20 protein-coding genes, 1 tRNA gene and 1 pseudogene are annotated in these 23,421 nt (G+C 37.2%); 13 read left to right on the forward strand and 9 right to left on the reverse strand.

Annotated features, from left to right (window positions below; genetic code table 11):
• The first annotated feature begins 39 nt into the window (after positions 1 to 39).
• Positions 40 to 600: a manganese efflux pump MntP gene (locus F3G66_RS08625; protein ID WP_149707831.1), complete on the forward strand. Its 561-nt coding sequence runs from the start codon at positions 40 to 42 to the stop codon at positions 598 to 600.
• A gap of 82 nt (positions 601 to 682) precedes the next feature.
• On the opposite strand, the gene F3G66_RS08630 is transcribed toward F3G66_RS08625, so the two are convergent.
• A tRNA-Glu gene (locus F3G66_RS08630) sits at positions 683 to 757 on the reverse strand.
• A gap of 68 nt (positions 758 to 825) precedes the next feature.
• On the opposite strand from F3G66_RS08630, the gene F3G66_RS08635 reads away from it, so the two are divergent.
• The 5 genes from F3G66_RS08635 to F3G66_RS08655 are packed head-to-tail and all read left to right on the forward strand — an operon-like array spanning position 826 to position 6,792.
• Complete coding sequence (locus F3G66_RS08635; RefSeq protein ID WP_149707832.1) at positions 826 to 1,296, forward strand: hypothetical protein; 471 nt, start codon at positions 826 to 828, stop codon at positions 1,294 to 1,296.
• Positions 1,293 to 2,144 carry a deoxyribonuclease IV gene (gene nfo, locus F3G66_RS08640; RefSeq protein ID WP_149707833.1) on the forward strand — a complete coding sequence of 284 codons (852 nt, stop codon included), beginning with the start codon at positions 1,293 to 1,295 and terminating at the stop codon, positions 2,142 to 2,144. Before F3G66_RS08635 ends, nfo begins: the two co-directional genes overlap by 4 nt.
• Positions 2,141 to 3,370 (forward strand): OmpP1/FadL family transporter, encoded by a 1,230-nt coding sequence (locus tag F3G66_RS08645; RefSeq protein WP_149707834.1) that lies wholly within the window; start codon positions 2,141 to 2,143, stop codon positions 3,368 to 3,370. Before nfo ends, F3G66_RS08645 begins: the two co-directional genes overlap by 4 nt.
• A gap of 12 nt (positions 3,371 to 3,382) precedes the next feature.
• Complete coding sequence (locus tag F3G66_RS08650) at positions 3,383 to 5,059, forward strand: fatty acid--CoA ligase (protein ID WP_149707835.1); 1,677 nt, start codon at positions 3,383 to 3,385, stop codon at positions 5,057 to 5,059.
• Positions 5,059 to 6,792, forward strand: coding sequence for an AAA family ATPase (locus F3G66_RS08655; protein WP_149707836.1), 1,734 nt, complete (start codon positions 5,059 to 5,061; stop codon positions 6,790 to 6,792). Before F3G66_RS08650 ends, F3G66_RS08655 begins: the two co-directional genes overlap by 1 nt.
• Before the next feature lie 584 nt (positions 6,793 to 7,376).
• Here the strand turns inward: F3G66_RS08655 and fliI are convergent.
• Together fliI and folE are read right to left on the reverse strand one after the other, a co-directional pair.
• The gene (gene fliI, locus F3G66_RS08660; RefSeq protein ID WP_149707837.1) at positions 7,377 to 8,684 is read right to left on the reverse strand and encodes a flagellar protein export ATPase FliI; all 1,308 of its coding nucleotides are present in this window, start codon (positions 8,682 to 8,684) and stop codon (positions 7,377 to 7,379) included.
• Positions 8,681 to 9,253 carry a GTP cyclohydrolase I FolE gene (folE, locus tag F3G66_RS08665; protein ID WP_054196006.1) on the reverse strand — a complete coding sequence of 191 codons (573 nt, stop codon included), beginning with the start codon at positions 9,251 to 9,253 and terminating at the stop codon, positions 8,681 to 8,683. Before folE ends, fliI begins: the two co-directional genes overlap by 4 nt.
• 137 nt (positions 9,254 to 9,390) lie before the next feature.
• Between folE and tig the strand changes: the two genes are divergently transcribed.
• The 7 genes and pseudogenes from tig (at position 9,391) to F3G66_RS08700 (ending at position 16,394) form a co-directional block, all read left to right on the forward strand.
• Complete coding sequence (tig, locus tag F3G66_RS08670; protein ID WP_149707838.1) at positions 9,391 to 10,722, forward strand: trigger factor; 1,332 nt, start codon at positions 9,391 to 9,393, stop codon at positions 10,720 to 10,722.
• Positions 10,722 to 11,312 (forward strand): ATP-dependent Clp endopeptidase proteolytic subunit ClpP, encoded by a 591-nt coding sequence (clpP, locus tag F3G66_RS08675; RefSeq protein WP_054196008.1) that lies wholly within the window; start codon positions 10,722 to 10,724, stop codon positions 11,310 to 11,312. Before tig ends, clpP begins: the two co-directional genes overlap by 1 nt.
• A gap of 8 nt (positions 11,313 to 11,320) precedes the next feature.
• Positions 11,321 to 12,343: a GGDEF domain-containing protein gene (locus F3G66_RS08680; RefSeq protein WP_149707839.1), complete on the forward strand. Its 1,023-nt coding sequence runs from the start codon at positions 11,321 to 11,323 to the stop codon at positions 12,341 to 12,343.
• Between the two features lie 14 nt (positions 12,344 to 12,357).
• A complete protein-coding gene (gene def, locus F3G66_RS08685) occupies positions 12,358 to 12,876 on the forward strand; it encodes a peptide deformylase (RefSeq protein ID WP_103600693.1) in 519 nt (172 codons plus the stop codon).
• Positions 12,873 to 13,745 (forward strand): annotated as a pseudogene (locus tag F3G66_RS08690) (magnesium chelatase domain-containing protein); the annotation flags it as partial. The gene def and the pseudogene F3G66_RS08690, both read left to right, overlap by 4 nt.
• A gap of 178 nt (positions 13,746 to 13,923) precedes the next feature.
• Positions 13,924 to 15,645, forward strand: a complete 1,722-nt coding sequence (locus tag F3G66_RS08695) for a Tn7-like element transposition protein TnsE (RefSeq protein WP_149703833.1) — start codon at positions 13,924 to 13,926, stop codon at positions 15,643 to 15,645.
• A 53-nt stretch (positions 15,646 to 15,698) separates the two neighbouring features.
• The gene (locus F3G66_RS08700) at positions 15,699 to 16,394 is read left to right on the forward strand and encodes a pentapeptide repeat-containing protein (RefSeq protein ID WP_149703832.1); all 696 of its coding nucleotides are present in this window, start codon (positions 15,699 to 15,701) and stop codon (positions 16,392 to 16,394) included.
• A gap of 332 nt (positions 16,395 to 16,726) precedes the next feature.
• On the opposite strand, the gene F3G66_RS08705 is transcribed toward F3G66_RS08700, so the two are convergent.
• From F3G66_RS08705 to F3G66_RS08730, 6 genes are read right to left on the reverse strand one after another with little or no spacing between them, the layout of a single operon-like run.
• On the reverse strand, positions 16,727 to 17,521 hold the full coding sequence (locus F3G66_RS08705; RefSeq protein WP_103559949.1) for a class I SAM-dependent methyltransferase: 795 nt from the start codon (positions 17,519 to 17,521) through the stop codon (positions 16,727 to 16,729).
• Positions 17,518 to 18,252 (reverse strand): ABC transporter ATP-binding protein, encoded by a 735-nt coding sequence (locus tag F3G66_RS08710; protein WP_087580454.1) that lies wholly within the window; start codon positions 18,250 to 18,252, stop codon positions 17,518 to 17,520. Before F3G66_RS08710 ends, F3G66_RS08705 begins: the two co-directional genes overlap by 4 nt.
• On the reverse strand, positions 18,252 to 19,253 hold the full coding sequence (locus F3G66_RS08715) for a FecCD family ABC transporter permease (RefSeq protein WP_149703831.1): 1,002 nt from the start codon (positions 19,251 to 19,253) through the stop codon (positions 18,252 to 18,254). Before F3G66_RS08715 ends, F3G66_RS08710 begins: the two co-directional genes overlap by 1 nt.
• Positions 19,246 to 20,295 (reverse strand): ABC transporter substrate-binding protein, encoded by a 1,050-nt coding sequence (locus F3G66_RS08720; RefSeq protein ID WP_149703830.1) that lies wholly within the window; start codon positions 20,293 to 20,295, stop codon positions 19,246 to 19,248. The genes F3G66_RS08715 and F3G66_RS08720 overlap by 8 nt, the downstream gene beginning before the upstream one ends.
• Positions 20,296 to 20,327: 32 nt before the next feature.
• Positions 20,328 to 21,290, reverse strand: coding sequence for an ABC transporter substrate-binding protein (locus F3G66_RS08725; RefSeq protein WP_103559946.1), 963 nt, complete (start codon positions 21,288 to 21,290; stop codon positions 20,328 to 20,330).
• 32 nt (positions 21,291 to 21,322) lie between these two features.
• Positions 21,323 to 23,179: a TonB-dependent receptor domain-containing protein gene (locus F3G66_RS08730; RefSeq protein ID WP_149703829.1), complete on the reverse strand. Its 1,857-nt coding sequence runs from the start codon at positions 23,177 to 23,179 to the stop codon at positions 21,323 to 21,325.
• Between the last annotated feature and the right edge of the window lie 242 nt (positions 23,180 to 23,421).

Raw genomic sequence — 23,421 nt, forward strand, 5'->3', positions numbered from 1 at the left:
TTTGCACTAGAATTCACCCTTTTTTTCTAAAGGGAGATTATGCAACTTTTACTTCTTAGCTTCGCTCTTAGTATGGATAGTGCAGCACTAAATATGGCAAATGGTGCAAGGTATAAAAATTTAGCTCTTAATAAAATTTTATTTATTGCTTTTATACTTGGTTTTTTTCAGTTTCTTATGCCGCTTCTTGGCTATCTTTTAGGTGTTAGTTTTGCAAAATTTATAAGCTCGGTTGATCATTTCATCGCATTTTTTATACTTTGCTTTCTTGGTTTTAGAATGTTTAAAGAGGCCTGTAGCAAAGAGGAGTGTGAGTATCTTAAGATAGGATTTAAGACCATTTTGTATGGGGCGTTTGCTACTAGTGTGGATGCTCTTGCCGTTGGTGTCACACTTAGCTTTGAAGAGATAAATATCTTTCAAAGCTCGCTCATCATCGGTGTAGTCTGCTTTGCATTAAGTTTGATTGCTTTTTATATAGGTAAATTTATGGGTGAAATTTTAGAGAAAAAGGCACTCTTTTTGGGAGGAGCGATATTAATTTTTCTAGGTTTTAAAATTTTAATAACGCATTTAATTGAGAACGGCACAGTTCAATAAAATTTAAAATAACAATTAAAAATAATATTTAAGATTAACTATATTTTAAAGCTTATATGGATAAGATTTTGATTTTTAGAAGTGGTGACCCATACGAGACTCGAACTCGTGTTACCGCCGTGAAAGGGCGATGTCCTAACCGCTAGACGAATGGGCCACATGTCGGTTATGAAGTTGGGATTATATTTCTTTTATACTTAATTTTAGATTAATAAGGAAAAATTTTTGAAAAAATTTTTATTTACTTTGTTGTCTGTTTTTATTTTTACAGGCTGCGTGGCTACTAAAACACCGCAAAATTCACAAGCTTTTCAAGTTACTTTATTTTCTCCGATGATCAAGATAAATGATGTTGGATTTTTCCATAAATATAAAAATGAGCTAAATTTGCAAATTTATAGCTCTGGCGTAAACACCGCAAACATAAACATAAGAGATAAAATTTGCATAAATAGCGCTTGTTTTAATAAGACTGAGTTTAATGAGAAATTTTTTCTAGCCCCACACTATGAGAGCCTTTTTGAAGAAATTTTGCAAAAAGAAAAGATTTATGATGGTAAAGGCTTGATAAATACGGAGTGTGGTTTTAGTCAAGATCTAAGTTCATATTTTATAAAATACGAGGTTTGCGACAACTACGTCAAATTTATAGATAGCAAAAATAAAATAAGAGTGATAATAAAAGAGTTAAAATGAGATATATCGGAGCTCACGTAAGTGCGGCTGGGGGCGTGTTCAACGCTCCATTAAATGCTGCAAAAATAGGAGCAAATGCCTTTGCGCTTTTTACAAAAAATCAACGCCAGTGGAATGCAAAAGAGCTAAGTGCTAGTGAAATAGAGCAGTTTAAAGAAAACCTAAAAATTTCTGGCATAAGCACAAAGCATGTTTTGCCACACAGTAGTTACTTGATAAATTTAGGCCATCCGGATGAGGAGGCAAGAGCAAAGTCGCTTGAAGCCTTTGTGGATGAGATAGATCGCGCCAGTAAGCTTGGGCTAGAGCTTTTAAATTTTCATCCAGGCTCACATCTAAAACAAATAAGCGAAAAAGAGTGCTTAGATAATATCGCAAACTGCATGAACGTGGCACTTAAACGCACAAGCGGTGTAAAGCTAGTCATCGAAAATACAGCTGCACAAGGCTCAAATTTAGGCTTTAGTTTTAAGCAGATTGCTTATTTGATAGAGCGAGTAGACGATGAGAACAGAGTTGGTGTTTGCTTTGATACCTGTCACGCATTTGCTGCTGGATATGATCTAAGAAGTAAAGAGGCCTACGCTAAAACGATGGGGGAATTTGATGCGATCATTGGCTATAAATTTTTATCCGGCATGCATTTAAATGATGCAAAATTTGCCCTCGGCTCGAAAAAAGATAGACACGAGAGTCTTGGCAAGGGTGAGCTTGGATTTAGTGCTTTTAAAAATATAATAAATGATGATAAAATAGGCGAAATTCCTTTAATATTAGAGACGATTGACGAGAGTATTTGGGAAGACGAGATAAAAATTTTAAGAAATTTCGAAAAGGAAAAACTATGAAAAAAGTGCTATTAAGCATTATTATGGCATCTACTTTGCTAAATGCTGGAGGTTATAAGGTTCCTGAGCAAAGTGCTGATTCTTTAGGTCTTGCTGCTAGTAACGTAGCCTTTAGTTTTGGAGCTGATGCGGCGTATTTTAACCCTGCAAATATGATGTTTTTAGATGGACGCCATCACATAGAAAGTACCCTTGGCTGGTTTCATATAAATAAGCTTGAGTTTAAAAGTGATAGTGGCAAAAGCTATAGATCAGAAAAATTTGACTCGCTAGCTGGTACATTTAGTTTTGTAACGCCAGAAATTTATGAAAACTGGAAATTTGGTTTAGCTCTTGCCGTTCCTGCTGCTGTTGGTGTATCATGGGAGGATCCAGCTACTGCATTTACCGCTAAAAGGTTTAAGCTGCAAGTTGTTGAGTTAAATCCAACCGTAGCTTACCGCATAAACGATAAACTTGCCGTTGCTCTTGGTGCTAGAGGTGTTTACACCAAAGGTAAGATAGCAAGTGACTTTGGACAGATAGGCTACAGAGAGATAAAAGGCGATGGTATGGGCTATGGCTATAATGTTGCACTTACTTATAGACCTATTGAGGATTTGAGCTTTGCCGTTACTTACCGCTCAAATGTAAATTTAGAACTTAAAGGCCATACAGATGCTGATTTTAACGGAGCACTATCTCCTATAAGCTATCATGGTAAAACAAAAGTTGAGATCCCACTTCCTGCACAGCTTGTACTTGCAACTGGATATAAATTTAGCGATTTTACTCTTTTGCTAGCTTTTGAGAGGACGTATTGGTCTAAATTTAAAGGCTATGACTTTGAATACATGGATAAAGGTCCAGCTCACTCGCATCCAGCTTTTGCAAGATTCATGGATGATCCAGTCATAAAAAATGCAAAAGATACAAATACGTATAGACTAGGCCTTGCCTATGATGTAAATGAAAAATTTAGACTAATGGCTGGCTTTGCCTATGATGAAGACATTACAAGTAGCAATTATACTGGCTTAGAGCTTCCAAATACTACATCTAAGGTGTATTCTTTTGGAGTAAATTATAAATTTACACCAAATCTTGAAATGGCACTTGGATATGTTTATCAACATCGTGACAAAAAGCATGCAACAAGTATTTCAACAGCTAATGGAAAAATGTCAGGGGAATTTGATACTGGTACGATCCAAATCCTTGGTACGACTTTTAAATATACATTTTAGTTAGGGTCAAGAATGCGATACTCTTATAATAATTTTTATGAAATTTTAACCAAAGTAGCAAAGGAAAATCCAAATCAAGTAGTTCTTTTTGAAGAAAAAGAGAAGCTAAAATATCGCGAATTAAAGCAAAATGTCGATAAAGTGGCAGCGTATTTGCAACTTGCTGGAATAAAATTTGGTGATAAAGTAGCTATGGCGGTTACAAACTCGAAAGAATTTATCATTTCATATTTGGCTATAACGGCTATTGGCGGTATCGCAGTGCCTATGAATACTTTTTTAAAAGCAAACGAGTTTGAATATATCATAAATGATTGCGGTGCAAAGGTGCTTTTTGCGTCTAGCTCGCTTGCAAAAGAGTTAATCGCATTAAATGAGCTTGAAATTTTAAGAAAGATAATCTGGATCGGAGCAATACCAAAGAAACTTCAAAGTGCTTCAAAAGATGAATATATAGACACTGATGAAGAGTATGGCGAGAGCGCGTATCTTACTTCAACACCTCAAATTTCAAAAGAGGATATGAGTAAGGGCTATGAAAATAATGGTCTTGTTAAAAACGTAAATTTTGCAGAAACTCTAAATCATAAATATGCTCTTAGTATCGCAAAGCATCCGAAAATAGATGATTTAATGCATATAATTTATACTTCAGGCACTACTGGCAAGCCAAAGGGTGCGATGATAAGCTATAAAAATATCTTTTCAAATTTAATTGGAGCTCATGATCGTTTTATTGTTAAAACGAGCGATAGGTTTATTGTATTTTTGCCTATGTTTCATAGTTTTACGCTAACTGCAATGGTGTTGCTTCCGATATTTGCGAGTGCATCGATGGTACTTGTAAAGTCAGTATTTCCGTTTTCAAATGTACTAAAACAAACTTTGCTAAAGCGTGTAACCGTATTTTTAGGAATTCCAGCCATCTATACAGCTATTGGTAAGGCAAAAATTCCTTGGTATTTTAGATGGTTTAACCGCATTAGATTATTTGTAAGCGGTGCAGCTCCGCTTGCAAAGCAGACGATAGATGACTTTAGAGTGAAATTTCCGCGTGCAACACTTGTCGAGGGATATGGCCTTAGTGAATGCTCACCTGTCGTAGCTGCAAATTTATATGATAAACAAAAGCTTTTAAGTGTAGGGCCTGTGCTTGATGGCTATGAGGTAAAGATCGTAAATGATGAGATGATGGAGCTTCCAGTTGGCCAGATCGGCGAGATCATTGTAAAGGGCGACTGCGTCATGCAAGGCTACTATGGTATGCCAAGCATCACTGATGAGACCATAATAAACGGCTGGTTAAAGACCGGAGATCTTGGAAAAGTCGATGAAGAGGGCTTTATCTATATAGTTGATCGTAAAAAAGACCTTATCATATCAAAGGGCATTAACATCTATCCGCGCGAGATAGAAGAGGTTATTTATAAACTTGAAGCAGTTGAAGCAACAGCGGTAATTGGCGTAAAAGACGTACATGCAGACGAAGAGGTCGTCGCTTTCATACAAGTAAAAGATGGTATGGATCTTGATGAAAAGACAGTAAGAGAGCATTTGAAGAAAAATTTAGCGAATTTCAAGATACCAAAGAGTATCTATTTTGCCGAAGAGTTGCCTAGAAATGCTACTGGCAAGGTATTAAAACGTGTATTAAAAGAACAAATAGAGCAGATGAAGGATAAATTTTAGTGAAATACTTGCTTGATTTTTTAAACCAGGACCTCAAAAAAAGCAAAATTTACGAGCTGATAAAGTGCGGCGATGAAGAGGGAGAAATTTTAAAATATCTAAGTAAAGCTTATGTGCAAGGAACGGCTAATATGAGCGTTTTTGAGCTACTTGGGGCAGTCTTTGGCACACAAAATGATAAGCAGCTTTTGTATCTAAAATTTATAAAAAATTTGCTTGATAGCGGTTGGATTGTACAAAATTATAGTCTTTTTAAAATACCTGAGAGTACACAAAGGGCTTCAGCTCAAGGGCTTCTTTCGTTGCTTCATTCTGAAATTTCTCTATCAGCCACATTTTTAAAAATTCTTGAAGATGGCAACGCTGATATAAATTTACCAGAGCTTACGCCATATGAGGATCATTTGGAGTATTTAAAAGATCAGTTTTTAAAGATAGAGCTCTACTCAAAGGCTGCGATATTTGAAGGTGGCTCAAATGACGCTAAAAAGCGGATAAACGAGCAAATTTCTGAGCTTACAAAGCGCATAAATGAGCGCGTAAAACTAAGTAAGATTAGCCTAAAAATAGAGCAAATTTTTAAAGAAAACTCGCTTGATGAAAAAGAGCAGATCATCTTCTTAGCCCTTTTAAAAGAGGAGTACGCGGGCGACTTTGAAAATGGGCGTGATCTAAACACGCTAATTGGACTAATAAGCAAAGACGAGCTTGAACGCATCAAAAATCGCACGCTTTTAGAGGATGGCTCAAGGCTAATAGAGGGTGCGCTCATTGACTACGACGAGGTCTTAAACGCTTATGGCAACGTTAGCAAGAGCTTTTTTATAAATGAAGAAATTTTGCAAAGCATAATGCATCCAAAAAATGATAAAAATAGCAAGAAAATCAAGATCGAAAGCCTGGTAAAAGAGCAAGAAATTTTTGAGCTAATAGAGCCAGTAACCAGCCTAGAAGACGTCGTGCTAAATGAGAAGACAAAGCAGCTTTTAAGCACGATACTAAAGCAAGTCGATAAAAAAGTACTCGCTAGACTTAGCAGCTGGGGCATAAAAACTAGAAAAAATATAGACGCCAAGATCATCTTTTACGGTGAGCCTGGCACTGGTAAGACGATGAGCGCTGTTGGGCTTGCAAAGAGCCTAAAGAAGCAAATTTTAAGCTTTGACTGCTCAAAAATTTTAAGTAAATATGTCGGAGAGAGCGAGCAAAATGTAAGGAAAATTTTTGATACTTACAAAGAAATTTGCAAAAAAAGTGGCAGCGAGCCGGTGCTTTTGCTAAACGAGGCAGATCAATTTTTAAGCACGAGAGTGGAGAGCTCGAGCGGAGCTGAAAAGATGCATAATCAAATGCAAAATATCTTTTTAGAACAGATCGAGCGCTTTGAGGGTGTGTTGATCGCCACGACAAATTTTTTGCAAAGCCTTGACGTGGCGTTTTCTAGAAGGTTTGACTATAAGATCGAGTTTAAGAAGCCTGATTTTAATGGCAGGCTCGCCATTTGGCGTAAAATTTTGCCTGAGAACGCGAGCTTTGAAGATGGCTTTAGTGTTGAAAGGCTGGCTGAGTTTAACCTAAGTGGCGCACAGATCGTCCTTGCACTAAAAAATACTGCTTTGAAAGTGGCGATAAAAGATGATGGGATTTTTACCTTTGAGGACTTCAAAACCACGATAGAGCGTGAGCTAAACTCAAGCTTTGGCGAGGATAAAAAGATGGGATTTGGCTCTTAATCTCTTCCAAATTTTACTATCTCGTGTGGCTATACGCTTTTGCCAAGAGGTAAAGTCTAAAGTGCTAGGGATTACTGGACTAAACGTAAAATTTTGATTTTATAATTAAATTTGCGCTATGACTGCCACCAAAATTTATAGCAAGACAGATATCAGTATATAGATACTTAGTATAAATTTAGCTTGTTCGCCTGTCTCAAATTTACTACCGCAGATTTTGTAAGTGGGTAAGTTTTTGTAAAACCCAAATTTTGAAATTAGCCCACTTTGTTATCATTGTTTGGAATGCGTATGGTACTTAGAAAGAGTTTTTAATACTTTGTCGTTTTACATAACACAAAAACCGTCCTTACGAAGTTTAAAATAAAAAGTCCCATAAATTTCAAATTCTCTTTCATGGTGTTTGTAGCAGCGCTTTTTGAAGTCAAAAAAGAGATGAGAAAATAGAAATTTATAGGTCTTTGAGTGCAATCCTTACACCAAAAACAAAGAATTAGTACATGATCACTTTAAAAATTAGTATAAAATTTTGATTATATTTTTAGTAGCTAAATTTTATAAAAAGGCTTATAAATTTTAGAAATTTACTGATTGATCTTATCGAGCAGCTCTTCAACCTCTTCAAGTGCAAAGACCTCTTCTGAGCTTTGTTTCAAGAAATTTTCCATAAATTCTTTCTTTGAGATCGCAAGGTCAAGCTCCTTGTCACTACCCTTTTGATAAGCACCGATACGAAGTAAGACCTCGTTTTCTTTTAAAAGCGAGTAAAGGCGCTTAAATTTCATCGCATTTAGCTTATGCTCTTTACTGATCACATCGCCCATGACACGCGAGGCTGAGTTTTGGATGTTGATAGGTGGGTAAATTCCAAAGTCCGTTAACTCGCGGCTTAGCACGATGTGTCCGTCTAGGATAGAGCGGCTTTGGTCAGCTATCGGATCGCTCATATCATCGCCTTCAACTAGCACGGTGAAAAATGCCGTGATACTGCCCTTGCCTTCCTCTTTGCCGGCGCGCTCCATTAGCTGTGGTAAGAGCGTGAGTGAGCTTGGTGGATAGCCTTTTGATGTAGGTGGCTCGCCAAGCGCAAGGCCGATCTCACGCTGTGCCATCGCAAAACGCGTGATGCTATCCATGATAAAAAGCACATCATTGCCCTGCTGTTTGAAGTACTCAGCCACGCTCATCGCACAAAATGCGCCATATTTTCGCATGAGCGAGCTGTCATCGCTGGTCGCTACGATGATGACCGTACCCTCCAAGTCGCCGCCTAGGTTTTTTTCGATAAATTCGGGCACCTCACGGCCACGCTCGCCTATTAGTGCGACTACTTTTATCGGTGCTAGCGTATTTTTTACGATCATACCCATAAGGGTTGATTTGCCCACGCCTGAACCTGCAAAAATTCCCAGCTTTTGCCCTTTACCACAAGTAAGCAGTCCATCTATCGTCTTTATACCAACGCTAAATGGCTCATTTATAAGCCCCCTTTTCATCGCATCTATCGGCGCTCTCATGATCGGCATGTACTCGGTCGTATCGATCGTTCCTTTACCATCTATGGGCTTCATAAATGGATCAACCACGCGCCCAAGCAAATTTGGCCCCACCGGTATGCTCATGCCCTGATCGCTCTCATAGACGAAGTCGCCTATCCTAAATCCCTCAACAAAGCCAAATGGACTAATGTAAGCGCCATCTGTCTTTATCTGTGTAACCATGCCAAGACCATTTTTACTCTTATCTTTTGCAACTATACGCACGATGTCCCCGATGCTTGGACGAAGCCCAGTGATCTCGATAGTTGTAGCTGTGATTTTGGTTATGATGCCAAAGGTGTTTGAGAGTTTCACACCCTCTTTAAGCTTTAAATTTATATGCTCTAAGCTCAAAAATGCGTTTCCCTAGGAGAGTTTATAAGCGAGAAAAATTCTCGTCTTGTGTCTGCGTTTTTGATAAAGCACCCTCTAAGTGCTGAGGTCGTGGTGGTTGAGTTTATCTTTTGCACACCTCTCATCTCAACGCACATATGCCTAGCCTCGACAACTACTCCAACTCCTTTTGGAGCTATTACGTCCTCAAGTGCTTTTGCGATCTGCTCAGTCATCTGCTCTTGGATTTGCAAGCGTCTTGCGTAGATATTTACCATGCGTGGAATTTTACTAAGCCCAACGACCTTGCCATTTGGGATATACGCCACATGCACGCGGCCAATAATAGGCAACAAATGGTGCTCACAAAGGCTGTAAAATTCGATGTTTCGCATGAGAACCATTTCGTTATTTGAGCTAGTAAAAAGTGCGTCACCAAGGACCTCTTTTGGATCTTCATCATATCCGCTAGTTAGAAATTTAAACGCTTTAAAGACACGCTCAGGAGTTTTTAAAAGCCCCTCTCTGTTTGGATCCTCGCCTATAATCGTTAGCATATTTTTAACCGAATTTTCAAAACTCTCTTGCATAAATTTTCTCCATAATTTTATTGCTAGATTCTACGTTAAAACGCCTTTTATATCTATAAAAATTTACAAATTTACAATGAAATAAGGAAAATTCTGCTATATTTTGGGCTAAAAATTTGTATTCATAAAGGAATTAGATGGAAATCAAAACAAAAGCTCTAGATAGCGTAAATACCCTAGCTAGCACAACTATAAGTGCAGATGCTATAAAATCTAGTGTAGAGAAACTAGCAAAAAAAGCAGCAAAAACTATGAAAGTAGATGGCTTTAGACAAGGCCATGTGCCAGTCGCTGTCGTGCTAAAACGCTACGAGAAAGAGCTAACAAACGACGCTGAGCAAGATGTCTTAAGAGATGTTGTTGATGAGGCTATAAAACAAGCAGGCAAGAAAAACGATGACCTTATCGGCGAGCCTATCGTTTCAAAATTTGATAGAAAAGATGGTAAGATCGATGTTGAGCTAACAGTTTCATTTAAACCAAGCGTCGATGTGAGCGGCTATGAGAGTTTGATACCTGAGTTTTCAAACCCACGCGTTTTGAAAAAAGATATCGATGAGAAAAAAGCTGAACTTCTAAAAATGATAGCTCCACTTGAAAAAGTAGAAGGCAAAAGAGGCCTAAAAGTTGGCGATTTTGCTAAATTTGACTTTGAAGGCTTTGTTGATGGCGTTGCATTTGATGGTGGCAAGGCTGAAAACTATGTGCTTGAGATCGGCTCAAATCAATTTATCCCAGGCTTTGAAGATGGCATGGTAGGCATAAAAGCTGGTGGCGAAAAAGATATCGAGGTTAAATTCCCAGAAAACTACGGAGCTGCACATTTAGCTGGTAAAGACGCTATCTTTAAAATAAAACTTCATGAAATTCAAGAGAGAAAAATTCCTGAAAAACTAGATGAAGAGATGCTAAAAACTTTACTTCCAAATGAAGAAAAACCAACTGAAGAGTTACTTGATGAGCGTATAAAAGAGCAAATCCGTCAAGAGAAAATTTATAAGCTTATAAATGATGAGCTTAAGCCAAAATTTGCTGAAGCTGCGGTTGAGAAATTTAAATTTGACGTGCCAAAAAATATCGTCGAGCAAGAGATCGATATGCAGTTTAGAAACGCATGGAGCTCATTTACTCCAGATGATATGAAAAAATTTAGAGAGGACAAAGATGCTCTTTCTAAAAAACGTGACGAGTTTAGAAAAGACGCTGAAAATAGCGTTCGTTTAACTTTCATTATCGATGAGCTAGCTCGCGTAAGAGGCGTGAAAGTAAGCGATCAAGAGGTCGTTCAAGCGATCTATTTTGAGGCGTATAGAAGCGGTCAAGATCCAAAAGCACACCTTGAGATGTACCGCAACCAAGGCATGCTTCCAGCTATAAAGATGTCAATGATCGAAGAGAAGCTATTTAGTGAGCTCTTTAACAAAGAAAAAGACGAGAAAAAAGCAAGTAAAAAAGAGAAGGCCGAGTAATGAGCTATTACGTTCCTGTCGTAGTTGAAAGAACTAGTAGAGGTGAGCGAAGCTATGATATATACTCCCGTCTTTTAAAAGACAGGATCGTTATGCTAAGTGGTGAGATAGAGGACGGCATGGCCGCTTCTATTGTCGCCCAGCTTCTATTTTTAGAGGCTGAAGATCCAGATAAAGATATCTATCTATATATAAACTCACCAGGTGGCGTTATAACAAGTGGCTTTAGCATCTATGATACGATGAATTACATAAAGCCAGATGTTTGCACGATCTGTATCGGCCAAGCTGCTAGCATGGGTGCATTTTTGCTAAGCTGTGGCGCACCAGGTAAAAGGTATGCACTGCCAAATTCTCGCATCATGATACATCAACCACTTGGCGGTGCTAGAGGACAAGCGACTGATATCGAGATACAAGCTCGTGAAATTTTGCGTATGAAAGAGATTTTAAACGGAATTTTGGCCAAAAATACAGGCCAAAAGCTAAGTAAGATCGTAAAAGATACTGAACGTGACTTCTTTATGAGTTCGGCCGAAGCCAAAGAGTACGGACTTGTTGATAAAATTTTGGAGAAAAGTTTTAAATAAGGCCCAAAGTGATAAAGATAGATAATGCACCAGACCCTAAGAAAAAAGCGGTTGAGGTAAAACATATTCTAGAAAAAGAAAAGGTAGATATCTACAAATTTTCAGAAAATGTTTTGCATGAATTAAGCGATGATAATGTTCCATCTACGCCAAATAATTACTCTATTTATTTTGAGAAAATGCTTGATGGAGAGCCTGATGAATTTAGAAAAGAGATCGGTGATATGATAGTCATAAATTCCGAGATCTCAGTACCATCAGGCAGTAATATCTCTATTGAAAAAGAGATAAAGCAGGGATTTATCCAGATAAAAAGCATGCTTCAAGCCGTGGTGCTAATCTATAAAAATTTAGGCATCATGAGAGGCCTAGTGCAAAAGCGCATGGATGCACTCAAAAATAATACAAATATCCTAGCTCTTCAAAATGTTTTAAGCGCATTTAATCATGACCTAATAAAATTAAACAGCCTTATGGATAAGCATCTTGATGTCATTAAAGTAAGCTATGACGAAGTAGCTAAAATGCTTAAATCTATTGAAGAGCAGTCGATTTATGATACGACATATGACGTCTATAATAAAAAATTTCTAGTAGCCACAGTGCAAAGTGAAGTAGAAGCTGTTAAAAGATATGGCTATAACGCATCATTTTTACTTGTAAGAGCAGAAGATAGATTTACAAATCGTGTTAAAAATTTAAAAGAGCGAAACAATATGTATAAAGCTATATCACAGCTTCTTTTAAGAACTTCTAGAAGAAGCGATATAGTAGCTCATTATGGTGATGGCTGTTTTGCTATGGTTATGAAATATACTGATGAAAATGGTACAAAACAAGCCGGTAGCAGAATTTTAAATATGCTTTCATCTATACCTTGGAAGATAGATGGTAAAGAGTGCAAGCTTGATATCCAAGTGGTTTCAAGCATGATAACAAAAACAAGAAGTGCTGAAGAACTAATCTCTTACTCGTTAGATCAACTAATACTAACACAAGATGATGAGCAGCCTATATTTTTGGGTGAATAAGTAGGAGTTTGAGCTTGATCTTAGAGGTTTTATCTTATCCAAATAAAAAGCTTTATGAAGTCTCAAAAGAGGTTAAAATTTTTGATGAGGAACTTCACAAACTACTTGATGATATGTATGATACGATGATTGCAAAAGAGGGCATCGGCCTTGCTGCTATTCAGATAGGTGTTGCAAAAAGAATTTTTATTATAAATTTAGCCAATGATGAAGGCGTACAAGATAAAGAAAATTTAATCGAAATCATAAACCCAAAATTTGAACTACGTGAGGGTGAGTGTGTCTATCAAGAGGGCTGCCTTAGTGTGCCTGGATATTATGAAGATGTAAAAAGAAATGAGGTTGTAGCCATAAAATATCAAGATCGCTTTGGCAAAGAGCAAAGCTTAAAGGCTGATGGGCTTTTAGCTATTGCTATCCAGCATGAAAATGATCATTTAGATGGACATCTTTTTATAGAAAAAATCGGCTTTAATAAACGTAAAAAATTTGATAAGGAATACAAAAAGCAAAAAAAAGAAAAAGCTTCATGAAGTCTTTAAGATGTGCTACTTACGGAGATGGGCTAAAGATAATTGATGTTGAGTCTATCTTCTCTCGCGGACTTCCTGGTTTTAGCATCGTTGGGCTTGCAAGCACAAGTATAAAAGAGAGCACAGAACGCGTAAAGGCAGCACTTCTAGCACTTGATTTTTCCTTCCCAGCACAAAAGATAACCATAAATTTATCCCCTTCAGATCTGCCAAAAAGTGGCTCACATTTTGACCTGGCTATCGCTCTTCTTATAGCTCTTCAAAAGGCAAAAAGCTTAGAGAAAATTTTTGTCTTTGGCGAGCTTGGACTTGATGGAAGTGTAAAAAGCACAGCAAATTTATTCTCAATCCTTCTTTTTTTAAGCACGCAGGTAAAAAACGTAAAAGTCTTAGTACCAAAAGAGATAGCGCAAAAAGCTTCAATGATCCCAAATTTAGAGATTTATGCGGTTAGTGCCTTAGAAGAGGCGATTAGGTTTTTTAATGACGCAGAATTTGCAAAAAGTATACATTTTACCGCCACTCATGAGTTATTTTCAAATGTGATAGAAATTTCTGGCAAAAGATATGTCCCAAATTTAAATTACGAGCTTGATTTTAAGGATGTTTTGGGTCAGGATCGCGCCAAAAGAGCCTGCGTCATCGCAGCTGTTGGTATGCACAATATTTTATTTGAAGGTAGCCCAGGAAGCGGCAAAAGTATGTGCGCAAAACGCCTAGTTTATATCATGGCGCCACAAAGCCTAGAGGAGGTGCTAAAGTCTGCCGCTTACCGCTCTTTAAACCTTCAGGATAGCGATTTTACAAGCACTAGAGCCTTTCGCTCGCCCCATCATACTTCAACCAAAAGCTCGATCTTTGGAGGAGGCTGTGAAATTCAATAAAAGTTGCGAATAGTTCAATAAAAGTTGCGAACATATGTTGTTTTTTATAATTTATAAAAATACTTTATTTTAAAAGGATTATTTAATGATCTTTTATATATAAATTTTTAAGCTTAGAATAGAACAAAATAGATTCTAAGGAGTGCTCAGAGGGCTTTGGGTAATGAATGAAAGTGTGATTTTACAAGATTTGATATTGACAAAATTACCAAAAAATAAAAAGTTGGTTGTCTTTTCATATGGAGATATTTATCAAAACGAAACGAATTTTAGTATCCCAATCATTTTAAAAGAGATATTCAAAGAAAAACCCGAATATTTTCTATCTTTTTTCAATTTAAAAGAAATTTGTGCTTTCCCGTTGGGTACCGTTGTTGAAAACCAGCAAAAAAACGGAACTAGCGCAGGAGATATTCGCAATTTTCAAATAAGTGTCGGCGATGGATTGCTGGTGACCAAAAATCTTAAGAACATACCTATTTTAGATGAGTTTATGAGTGAGCTACCTGAAAAAATAGGTAAATATAATGTTGGCTGGCATAAAAATCAGCAAAAATATTCAACCTTTAAAGATAATTTATCTGGAAGAATTGTTATTTTTCCACATTATGAAATCGCAAGATATTTTTACTTTACATCAGCATCGATGACTAGACAAATCATGTCGGAGACTCAGGGGCAAAATAGTTCATTGGATGGTCTTTATAAAAGAGCAACATTAGATAATGGGATTGGTGAGATATACTTAAAATTCAATGCGAATAATATTGATGCAGAAAATATATATAGATTTGTTATAGACAAAAGAGCTAATAATATGTGGCTGCAAATAAGAAGAGATATGGTTGCTAGCAAAATATTATCTGAGCATAGGAAACAAAGTGCTAACTTTGTGGGCTCGCCAAATACGATGACTATTCAAGCAAATTTTCCAGTACCTGGAAAAATAAATTTTAAGGCAAGAGTTAAGGTATTAAGTGATGGATCATTGCTTGTTTTAAAAATCTTGCAAGAAAATTCGTTTTATCCATTTGAACAGCTTAAAGTTATTAGAGAGCTTCCTGGAGGAAAAAAAGATATAATAGGTGTGATAAAAAGCACAAAGCTGTCCAAGAAAGATTTAACGAATCAACTCAATGAAAAAACCCCCAATATTTTACATAGTTCAGTAAGTATAGTAGATAAAGATGAGGATGCTAATTTAGAGGCAAAGTTAGATCTGTTCAATAAAACTATTGAATTTGAAACGATTACAGAAGAAGACCAAAGTAGAGAAATAGTACGAGGAAGTGATAAATTACAGGAGGACAAATTAGATCTAAGCTCAAACGACGCGGGAGTACAGGGCGATCTAAATACTACAGAGGGGCACTTGAAAAAAGAAGACGAGGATAGTGAGCAAGAAACCGGAAGTTATGTAACTATTGAAGACATAAAAGCTATGTTGATGTATTGCTCTGATATTTATTGCGATTTTTCATACAAAATTTTACAATGCGAGGACTTGCCTCAAAAACCAAAAAACTATCGAGGAAGGCATGCGTGGAAGAGGGCTACAATGTTGGATGGAGTGACTCCTAGAAAGTATATAGTGGTTGAGATATACTACAAAAATTGTAGGTACATTATTCTTGAGATACAAAAAGACAAATTGTTAGAAACGCTTAGTACGCTTTTAATTAGGGATTATTATAATAGTATAGATGAGGCTATCGTGCAAGAAATAGTCACAAACATTGCAAAAACGAGTAATAGTTGGTTGCAGGATTTAAAATTTAAAATGACCAAATATTATTTATACCATCCATATGATGCACGCGAGAAAAAGATACAAGATTGGGGCAAGAGGTTAAAATGCGTACTGGAGAGATATCAAGAAAAATGACTCATTATAATATAATCTATAAATACGAATAAAAATTAATAGATAGAGGTTGCATGCCCGTAAACGACAAAAATAAAAAAGCTTTTAGTTATAGTTGCGTGGATAGGAGTGACAGGAAATTTATATATAAAAATTTTAATAAATCATGCAGCTATAAAACCAATTTTTCCGGCACTATATTTGACGGCACCTCTTTTGTTGGAACAAAATTTAAATTTTGCAGTTTTTATGAAGCCCAAATAAGATCTTGTTTATTAAATGGAACGCTTTTTAGAAAATGTAATTTAACGGATGCACTTTTTGAAGATTCAATTATTTCATCTTCGGTTTTCAAGGAGTGTAAAATTAAAAATTGCAAATTTTATAATTGTAAAATAGTATGCACAAGCGGCTTATCAAAAATTATTAGTAAAAGAAATTTAAAAAATACCGAAATATTAACAGCTTTTCCTAGTAGTAATAATTATAGCAAAGAGCTATTAAAGGCTTTTGATAAACTTCGCAATAACCGCTTTATAAAAAATTCTAGCGTATTATTTCAAAAAAGAGATGCAATAAATACACTATCGGTCGATATATTGGTATCAGAATTTGGTGAAAATTTTCTAGTAAATAATTTATCAAGCCTTAATCATATATCTTGTGATTTTCATACATTGAGCTATATTAAAAAAATATTGTATAAAAAACAAAAAAATGATACAATAAATGAACTCGGTTCTATTGCCACACAGGGCCCTATAAGCTAATCAAACACTCGTCTACGGACTGATGCGAGTTAAAGGTGTTTGTAATACAAAAATTAGCGGAGGTGCTACCTATGGTATCAGATGTTTTAACAATTGCTTCTTTTTTTGCATTAATGTGCTATAAAACCTTGCATTACATTGGCTCTGTGTTTAGCAATAGGATGTATTTTTTAATAATGCGTAAAAGCCTAGCATCATAGACGATGTAATATATCAGGCATCTTAAAGAATTGCCATCGTATCCCGTATGCTCAAATATCACTAACTATAAATATATGATATTTTTAAGACCAATCCAAATTTATTGACCATAACAGTTAATTATAAAATTATCATTTATCTACTCTTATGAAAGCCCAGTTCATATATTCTTGTTTTTGCTCAAAGTGGTTGCCGTTAAAGTACTTATTGAGATTATAAACTTCCGGCTCCGTAAGCTCTCTCGAAAGTCCCCATTGTATTTTTTTAACAAGATCGTCGATAGTTTCAGGTATTCCGTCACCGCATGAAGTTTGTATATACTCTAGCTTTGGAAGATATCCCATTTGGAATAAAATATTTATTAAATATATAAAGTCTGGTCTTTTTTCAATGTTGCTCCCAAGAGCATTTAAAACGTCTTCATTAATGAAACTACCGACCTTAAAAGTAATATAAAGGGCTTTTTTCGTCTTTGAAAGTAATTTCTCTAGGGCTTGTTTTAAGTCATCTACGTCAAGGCAACGAGATGCAAATGTAATATCGCACTCAGGTATGTCGCTAAAGTCGTCTTCGAATGCTTTTTGCGCGAATTCAATATTTTTACAATTAAAATCCCGAGAGTTTTGTTCTGCGAATTCTAGCATTTTCGACGAAAAATCATAACCGTAAATTTTATCTACCTTATTTGCTGCAGCTATGCTTAATGCTCCGGCACCGCATGCGAAATCAAGAAGCGTTCTTGCGCCATCAAAATCGACTCTTGAGATAAAGTCTTTAACATAGTCGCTCTTAAGTACGCTCTCGCTAAAGCTTGCTGCCTTAACGTCCCATTTGGCTACTGATTTCCTAATAAAAGAGCTATTTGTTCTTTGCTCCTTATAAAGCTTATTAAAATCCAGCCTATCGTAATTAGAAGGTAATATCATAATTTGTCCTCATATTTTTGATAATCTATTCCGTAAATCTTATCTATATTTGATGGATTTATCAATTCATCGCACTTTCCAAAATCTAGTATCTTGCCGTCTTTTAAAAACAATACTAGATTTGAAACAAATTTAGCGTGACGAGGGTAATGAGTGGTTTGTACGAAAGTATACCCCTCGTCTTTTAGCGTCTTTATCATTTCAAGTAGTTTGATTTGATTGCCGAAGTCAAGCCCGGTCGTAGGTTCGTCCATAAAAATAACTTTGGCGCCTTGTACTAAGGTTCTAGCGATATATGCCAGCTGCCTTTGTCCGCCGCTTATTCTAGTATAAAGTTCATCTTTTAGCTCTAAAATACCCATTCTTTCCAATGCATACTCGGCAAGCTTTTTGTCGGCAAGGCTAAAGTTAGAAAATAAAGACGTTCTGCACAATGCGCCCATTAATACTATGTCAAATACGCTATATTCATATGACGGGGCATGCGTTTGAGGAACGTAGGCTATAAGCCTTGCAAGTTCTTTTTTTTCGTAACCCCTTACGCTTTTACCGCATATATTTACCGTACCCTCGAATTTTAAAAATCCAAGCATAATGCGCAGGAGGGTGCTTTTACCGCTACCGTTTGCGCCCAGAATACTAAGCGTATCGCCTTTTTTGATACTAAAACTTATGCCGTTTAGTATATTCTTATCTTTGTATCCGAATTTTAGATTTCTGATTTCTATCATTAAAAACTCTTTTTAGCTCTACGAAGTACTAGAATAAATATAGGTATTCCAAACAGTGAAGTTACTATACCTATCGGGACTTCAAAAGTAAACATAAGTCTCGAAAAGTTATCGCAAAAGAGTAAAAATATAGCACCTATCATAGCTGAACTAGACAATACGGCGCGATTATCCGCTCCGAATATAAAACGAGCCATATGTGGAACTATAAGACCTATCCATCCGATAATGCCGGCTATCGTTACGCTTAGGGCACTGATAAAAGTAGCAACCAAAATAACGAAAATTTTAACCCTAGCAACATTTATACCCAGACTTTTAGCCTCTTCTTCTCCCAAACTCAGCGCATTTAAATATTTGCCGCTAAAGGCCAACAATAGTATTCCTACAAACATCGGTAGAATCGAGATTTGAATAAAATTCTTCGAAGCAAACCCTAGGCTACCCATTAAAAAATAAGTAATAGCCGGCAATGAGTCGTTTGGATCGGCTGCGTATTTTAATGCTGATAGTAAGGACGTGAAAAGAGAACCGCTAATAACGCCACCAAGAACCAATACTATAATACTACCTGAGCGCGAGTAAAAAGCCGATATACTTAAGGCCGTTAGTACCGCTATAAAACCAAACGCAAAGGTACTAAGCTGAATGAGATATTCGTTTAATCCGAAAAACATTCCTATGGCGGCGCCGAATCCGGCACCGCTTAAAACCCCAAGTATTGATGGACTTACTAGAGGGTTTACAAACATGGCTTGGTATGCTGAGCCAGAAATAGCCAAACTGGCACCTATTATAATGCAGGCCATTATTCTAGGAAGGCGAATTTCCGTTATTAAAGTGTGCATAACTTGATAATTTTTTAAGTCTTCGCCTTTTATAACGGCTTTAAAATACGTTAGATAATCTTCCGCATTAAAGCCGTATTTTCCTATTAGTATCGAAAGTAACATAAACCCTAGCAATAAGATACTTAAAAACGTAAAGGCTTTTTTACTCACCTATAAGCTCTTTTACTTGGTTGTCGCTTACGTCAACCTCTAGGAATAATTTATAAAAGTCCTTAACTTCCTTATTCATATTGAATTTAAATACATCAGGATGAGTTAAATTTATAAGCCATTTAAGCCCTATGAATCTCATAAATGAAGGCGGGCGATCAAACCAAGAAAACGGTTCGCGAGGCAAATAATAAGCTCTTTTATTTTTTACGGCTTTTAGTATTTGCCATTTAGGATCGTCATAGATTTTATCATAAAAGCTCTTCTCGAAAATTAATATAATATCAGGATCGTATTCGGCTATTTGTTCAAAGCTAATTTTGATGTGCCCATAAGCCGTAGCATCCGGGTTTCCGCTGCATTTATGCACATTTTCGGCACCGCTTAGCTCTATAAGCCTAGTGTGCCATGAGCCCTCGCATTCGGTAGCTAGTCCGTCGGGATCTTCGGCATAGTATATTTTAGGCTTAACAACCGAGTTTTTTGCTATATATTCATTAAGCTCTTTTGAAATATCCATGGTTTTTTTAGAATACTCTATTAGCTTTTTTGCTCTATCTTGCTTATCTAAAATTTTGCCCAAAACTTCAAGAGAGTCGATATAGTCTTCTAATTCATAGCCTTTTAAGTACAGCATAGGTTTTTTTATTTCACCCAGGGTTTCTTTGAATTTCTTTTGAGTATTTTTAGAATCAGAATTTACCAGTATCAAATCAGGATCTAGCTTTAAAAGCATTTCCATATTTGGAATTTTGCCTTGTCCGAAAAATCCTCCTACTACCGGCTGATTAATCATGCTCTCCTTTAGGTACGGCTTTTCTCTTTTGCCGAAACTAGAATTTATACCGCTGACTTTCTCGGGGGCAACGGCATATAGCAAAAATAGTAACGGTGGATTACTGGCGTAAACTTTATTTGGGACTCCATTTAAAGTCTGAATATCTACGCTATTTTTTGATATAAATTCATCAATCTGTTCGTTTGTCATAGCAAACGAAATATTTAGAGAAACAAATAATAAACACAAAATATGTTTTAACATGACATTATCCTTTTTTATAAATTTATCTTTAATTATAGAAACAAACTCTTGTCGGGCATCTTACCGCCCAAAAGCTTTGGATTAAACTCAAAAATAGTTTCAAAAAATGACATTATCTCATCTTGCATATCGCGAGCTTTTGTTACCGTCAAATTTGCCCTATCAAATGCATTAACCAGTGCCGGCTCTGGAACCGGTAGATATTCGGCTCCTATTTTGGCAGCGCTTTGCTTATTATCTTTAATCCAAGATAGAGCGTTAGTTAAGTCGCTATGAAGCGTATCAAATAGAGGCAAATTTGCTTTATAAAAATCTACGTCGACTATAATGCCCGCCATCGGAATGTACGGCTTGGTATTAAAGCTTTCTCCCCAGACCTTAGGAATATCTACTCCGTAATGTACCGCTATCCCCATTTTCTTCCCGCGCAGTATGGTTGCTGCCGGAAGAGGTTGAGGGGCGATTAAAATATCATAATCTTTTTGCAAAAATAATCCTGCAGCTTCCGGCGGTGTCTGCGTATACGTAATGTCTATTTTGGAAATATCTATTCCTCGTTTTTTACAAAGCGCTCGTAGAACCAAATCAGGCATATCACCCTTAAAAGGAATTATTAATTTTTTGCCGATAAAATCTTCAAAAGTTTTTATATTCTCATCTTTTACCATGGCTTGTATCGTACCAAGGCTAAGCAAATTTAGCATAGCTAAATTTAAGCCGTGATTTCGCATGTTTGCTCCCACGTTTGATGGCGCCATAGTGATTTTTATTTCCCCATTAGCTACGCCTGCTCGGAGTTGATCCGTACTATTCCAAATGCGTAACCTCACGTCATGAGTCTTTGCTAGCTCGCCTTGTAGGCTTGCTACGGCCATTATAACGCTAGGGATTGCCGGCGCGCCCCACATCGTGAAATTTTCCTTCGCAAAAAGGCTCGGTGCAAGAGCTGTAGCACCAATCGCCGCGCCAAATCCTAAAAAACCTCGTCTATTCATATTGTATCTCCTTGCTATACAGATAGTTGTCTTTAAAAACTAGAGTGGAAGCTGACAAACACCGCCCTCCCCGGCGCGCGCACCACAGGATCAGGATCTAGCGCTCCTACGTGCTCGCCGCTGATAAACTCGGCGTAATCTTTATCAAAGATATTCGTCACGCCAAGCCTCACGCCCCAGCTGTTTTTAAACTCAAATCCGCCGTAAACGTCCATCGTCGTAAAGCTCTTAGCCGCTTCACGCTTGTCGATGCCAAAGCCGGTGGCTTTATCGAAATCTCCTCTATTTTGCTTTGCTACGTAGCGCACCGCCGTGCCGATATTGTAGCTGCCAAAGCTCGCGTAGTCCTTGTAATCAAAGGCCAAATTTGCCTCAAACGGGCGGATCTGATAGAGCGGTCTGTCGTCGGTTTTATTTTGTCCGTAGTTGTAAAATAACGAAGTTTTTAGCCCGAAATTTCGCGCGAAATTATACTCCCCGCGCAAATTTACGCTGTAAATCCTAGCATCAACGTTGCGCGTGATGACGGCGTTTTTATTCATCGGCGCGGCAGCGGCCGAGTGGCGACGATCGTAGATAACTAGATCCTGCGCGTCGTCTGCGATAAAGTATCCGCCCAGACTAAAGCTATCCTCGCCCTGACGCGAGCTCATGTATTCTTTATAAAATTCGCTCTTATAGGTAAAGCCCAAATTTACGCGGTTGTGGCGCTCGGGCTTAATAAACGGATTGCTGATCCAGCCTCTAGTAGTCGGCCCATAGAGACTGCTAAAGCGTTCCATATTGCTCGGCATACGATAAAGACTTTCTATAGCCACATAGTAATTATCTTGCTTATTGGGCGTGAAGTCGTATTTTAGGCTAGCGCTTAAGCCATTCTGTTTTATGTTGCCGTCAAAGTCTTTGCCGTAAATTTGTTTAATAAGCTTAGCGACGGTATTTATCGCGCTTGCTCCGTTATAAACCGTATTTAAATCATTTAAATTCGACTTCATCCAGTCGTAGTTTAGAGCTAGACTGAGCTTGTGCGCGTCAGTAAATTTATAGCTTAGCGTATCAAAAACTCTCGTTTTTTTATTCGTTACGTCTGCAAACCTAAAGCCGTTTAAAACCCAATCATTGCCTATTTTACGATATCTTTTGCCCTCATGATTATCGTGCTGATATCCTGTACCGACCACATTGTGCCAGTTTGAAAAATCAACATCGTATTTTAGCTCCGTATCTATAATCTTTCTATCTACTTCTACCTTTACCATATTAGAAGGGTCTGCGCGGCGCAAATGATAATTGTCGTTTCTTCTGCTCACGTCGCGTAATGCTATTTCAAAATTTAACGTATTAGATAAATCCTCTTTACCTAGCCTGGCGTTAAACTTACCGATATATCGTTGCGTCTTTATCGAGTCGGCAGTATGGTGAGGCTGCTTGTCGTCGTCAATATTATCGTGCACTAGCGTAAATCTAAACTCACTTAGCTCACTAGGCACGAAACCCACGACCGCGCTTTGCCCCTGCCTGGCATAGCCGTAGTTCCATTCCCTGCCGCCACCGTCTTTGTAGCGATTGGCTTTAGAAAAGTTCGCGTTTAAAATCGTATAGAAATTTGCACCGCGGTATTTAAAAAGTCCCGAACTATAAAACGTCCTGCCGTAAAATCCGCCCGCGACGTGAAATTTGTCCATCGAATTATCGAGCAAATCCGTCACAAAAAAATAATCATCCCTTGGCACGCGGTTGAATTGATTTTCGGGAAACGCGCTTTGAGCGATGTTTGGCGTATAAGGCGGCGGAGGCGTAAAATCCTTTATCGGCTTTATAACGTCGGGATTTGCACCGTTTGCAAATAGTACCATCGTAGCCGCAGTCAGACTGATAGCTAATCTCATTAGAAATCCTTTTAGATATAATTATGATTTTTTATATCAAAATATCAAAAAGAATTGTAGTGCAATAATTTTTAAATAAACTTGATGTGGAATAATAATTAAATATCTATGCAAAGAAGTTAATATTAAGCAGGGGGCGGATTACTGTGGCCTTTTAAATAGGTTTAATGGTAATTATATCTTTATATTCAAATACCTATTTTTATCTAAAATCTTTATATATATGACACTGCAATATGTGA

The sequence above is a fragment of the Campylobacter concisus genome (genome assembly GCF_902460665.1).
In the GTDB taxonomy this organism is placed as follows: Bacteria; Campylobacterota; Campylobacteria; order Campylobacterales; family Campylobacteraceae; genus Campylobacter_A; species Campylobacter_A concisus_AL.

Excerpts from the sequence above, each read along its gene's own strand:
- F3G66_RS08625 (WP_149707831.1), top strand. The coding sequence starts at position 40 with ATGCAACTTTTACTTCTTAGCTTCGCTCTTAGTATGGATAGTGCAGCA.
- nfo (WP_149707833.1), top strand. The coding sequence starts at position 1,293 with ATGAGATATATCGGAGCTCACGTAAGTGCGGCTGGGGGCGTGTTCAAC.
- F3G66_RS08645 (WP_149707834.1), top strand. The coding sequence starts at position 2,141 with ATGAAAAAAGTGCTATTAAGCATTATTATGGCATCTACTTTGCTAAAT.
- F3G66_RS08650 (WP_149707835.1), top strand. The coding sequence starts at position 3,383 with ATGCGATACTCTTATAATAATTTTTATGAAATTTTAACCAAAGTAGCA.
- folE (WP_054196006.1), bottom strand. The coding sequence starts at position 9,253 with ATGCAAGAGAGTTTTGAAAATTCGGTTAAAAATATGCTAACGATTATA.
- tig (WP_149707838.1), top strand. The coding sequence starts at position 9,391 with ATGGAAATCAAAACAAAAGCTCTAGATAGCGTAAATACCCTAGCTAGC.
- clpP (WP_054196008.1), top strand. The coding sequence starts at position 10,722 with ATGAGCTATTACGTTCCTGTCGTAGTTGAAAGAACTAGTAGAGGTGAG.
- F3G66_RS08695 (WP_149703833.1), top strand. The coding sequence starts at position 13,924 with ATGAATGAAAGTGTGATTTTACAAGATTTGATATTGACAAAATTACCA.
- F3G66_RS08700 (WP_149703832.1), top strand. The coding sequence starts at position 15,699 with ATGCCCGTAAACGACAAAAATAAAAAAGCTTTTAGTTATAGTTGCGTG.
- F3G66_RS08705 (WP_103559949.1), bottom strand. The coding sequence starts at position 17,521 with ATGATATTACCTTCTAATTACGATAGGCTGGATTTTAATAAGCTTTAT.
- F3G66_RS08710 (WP_087580454.1), bottom strand. The coding sequence starts at position 18,252 with ATGATAGAAATCAGAAATCTAAAATTCGGATACAAAGATAAGAATATA.
- F3G66_RS08720 (WP_149703830.1), bottom strand. The coding sequence starts at position 20,295 with ATGTTAAAACATATTTTGTGTTTATTATTTGTTTCTCTAAATATTTCG.
- F3G66_RS08725 (WP_103559946.1), bottom strand. The coding sequence starts at position 21,290 with ATGAATAGACGAGGTTTTTTAGGATTTGGCGCGGCGATTGGTGCTACA.
- F3G66_RS08730 (WP_149703829.1), bottom strand. The coding sequence starts at position 23,179 with ATGAGATTAGCTATCAGTCTGACTGCGGCTACGATGGTACTATTTGCA.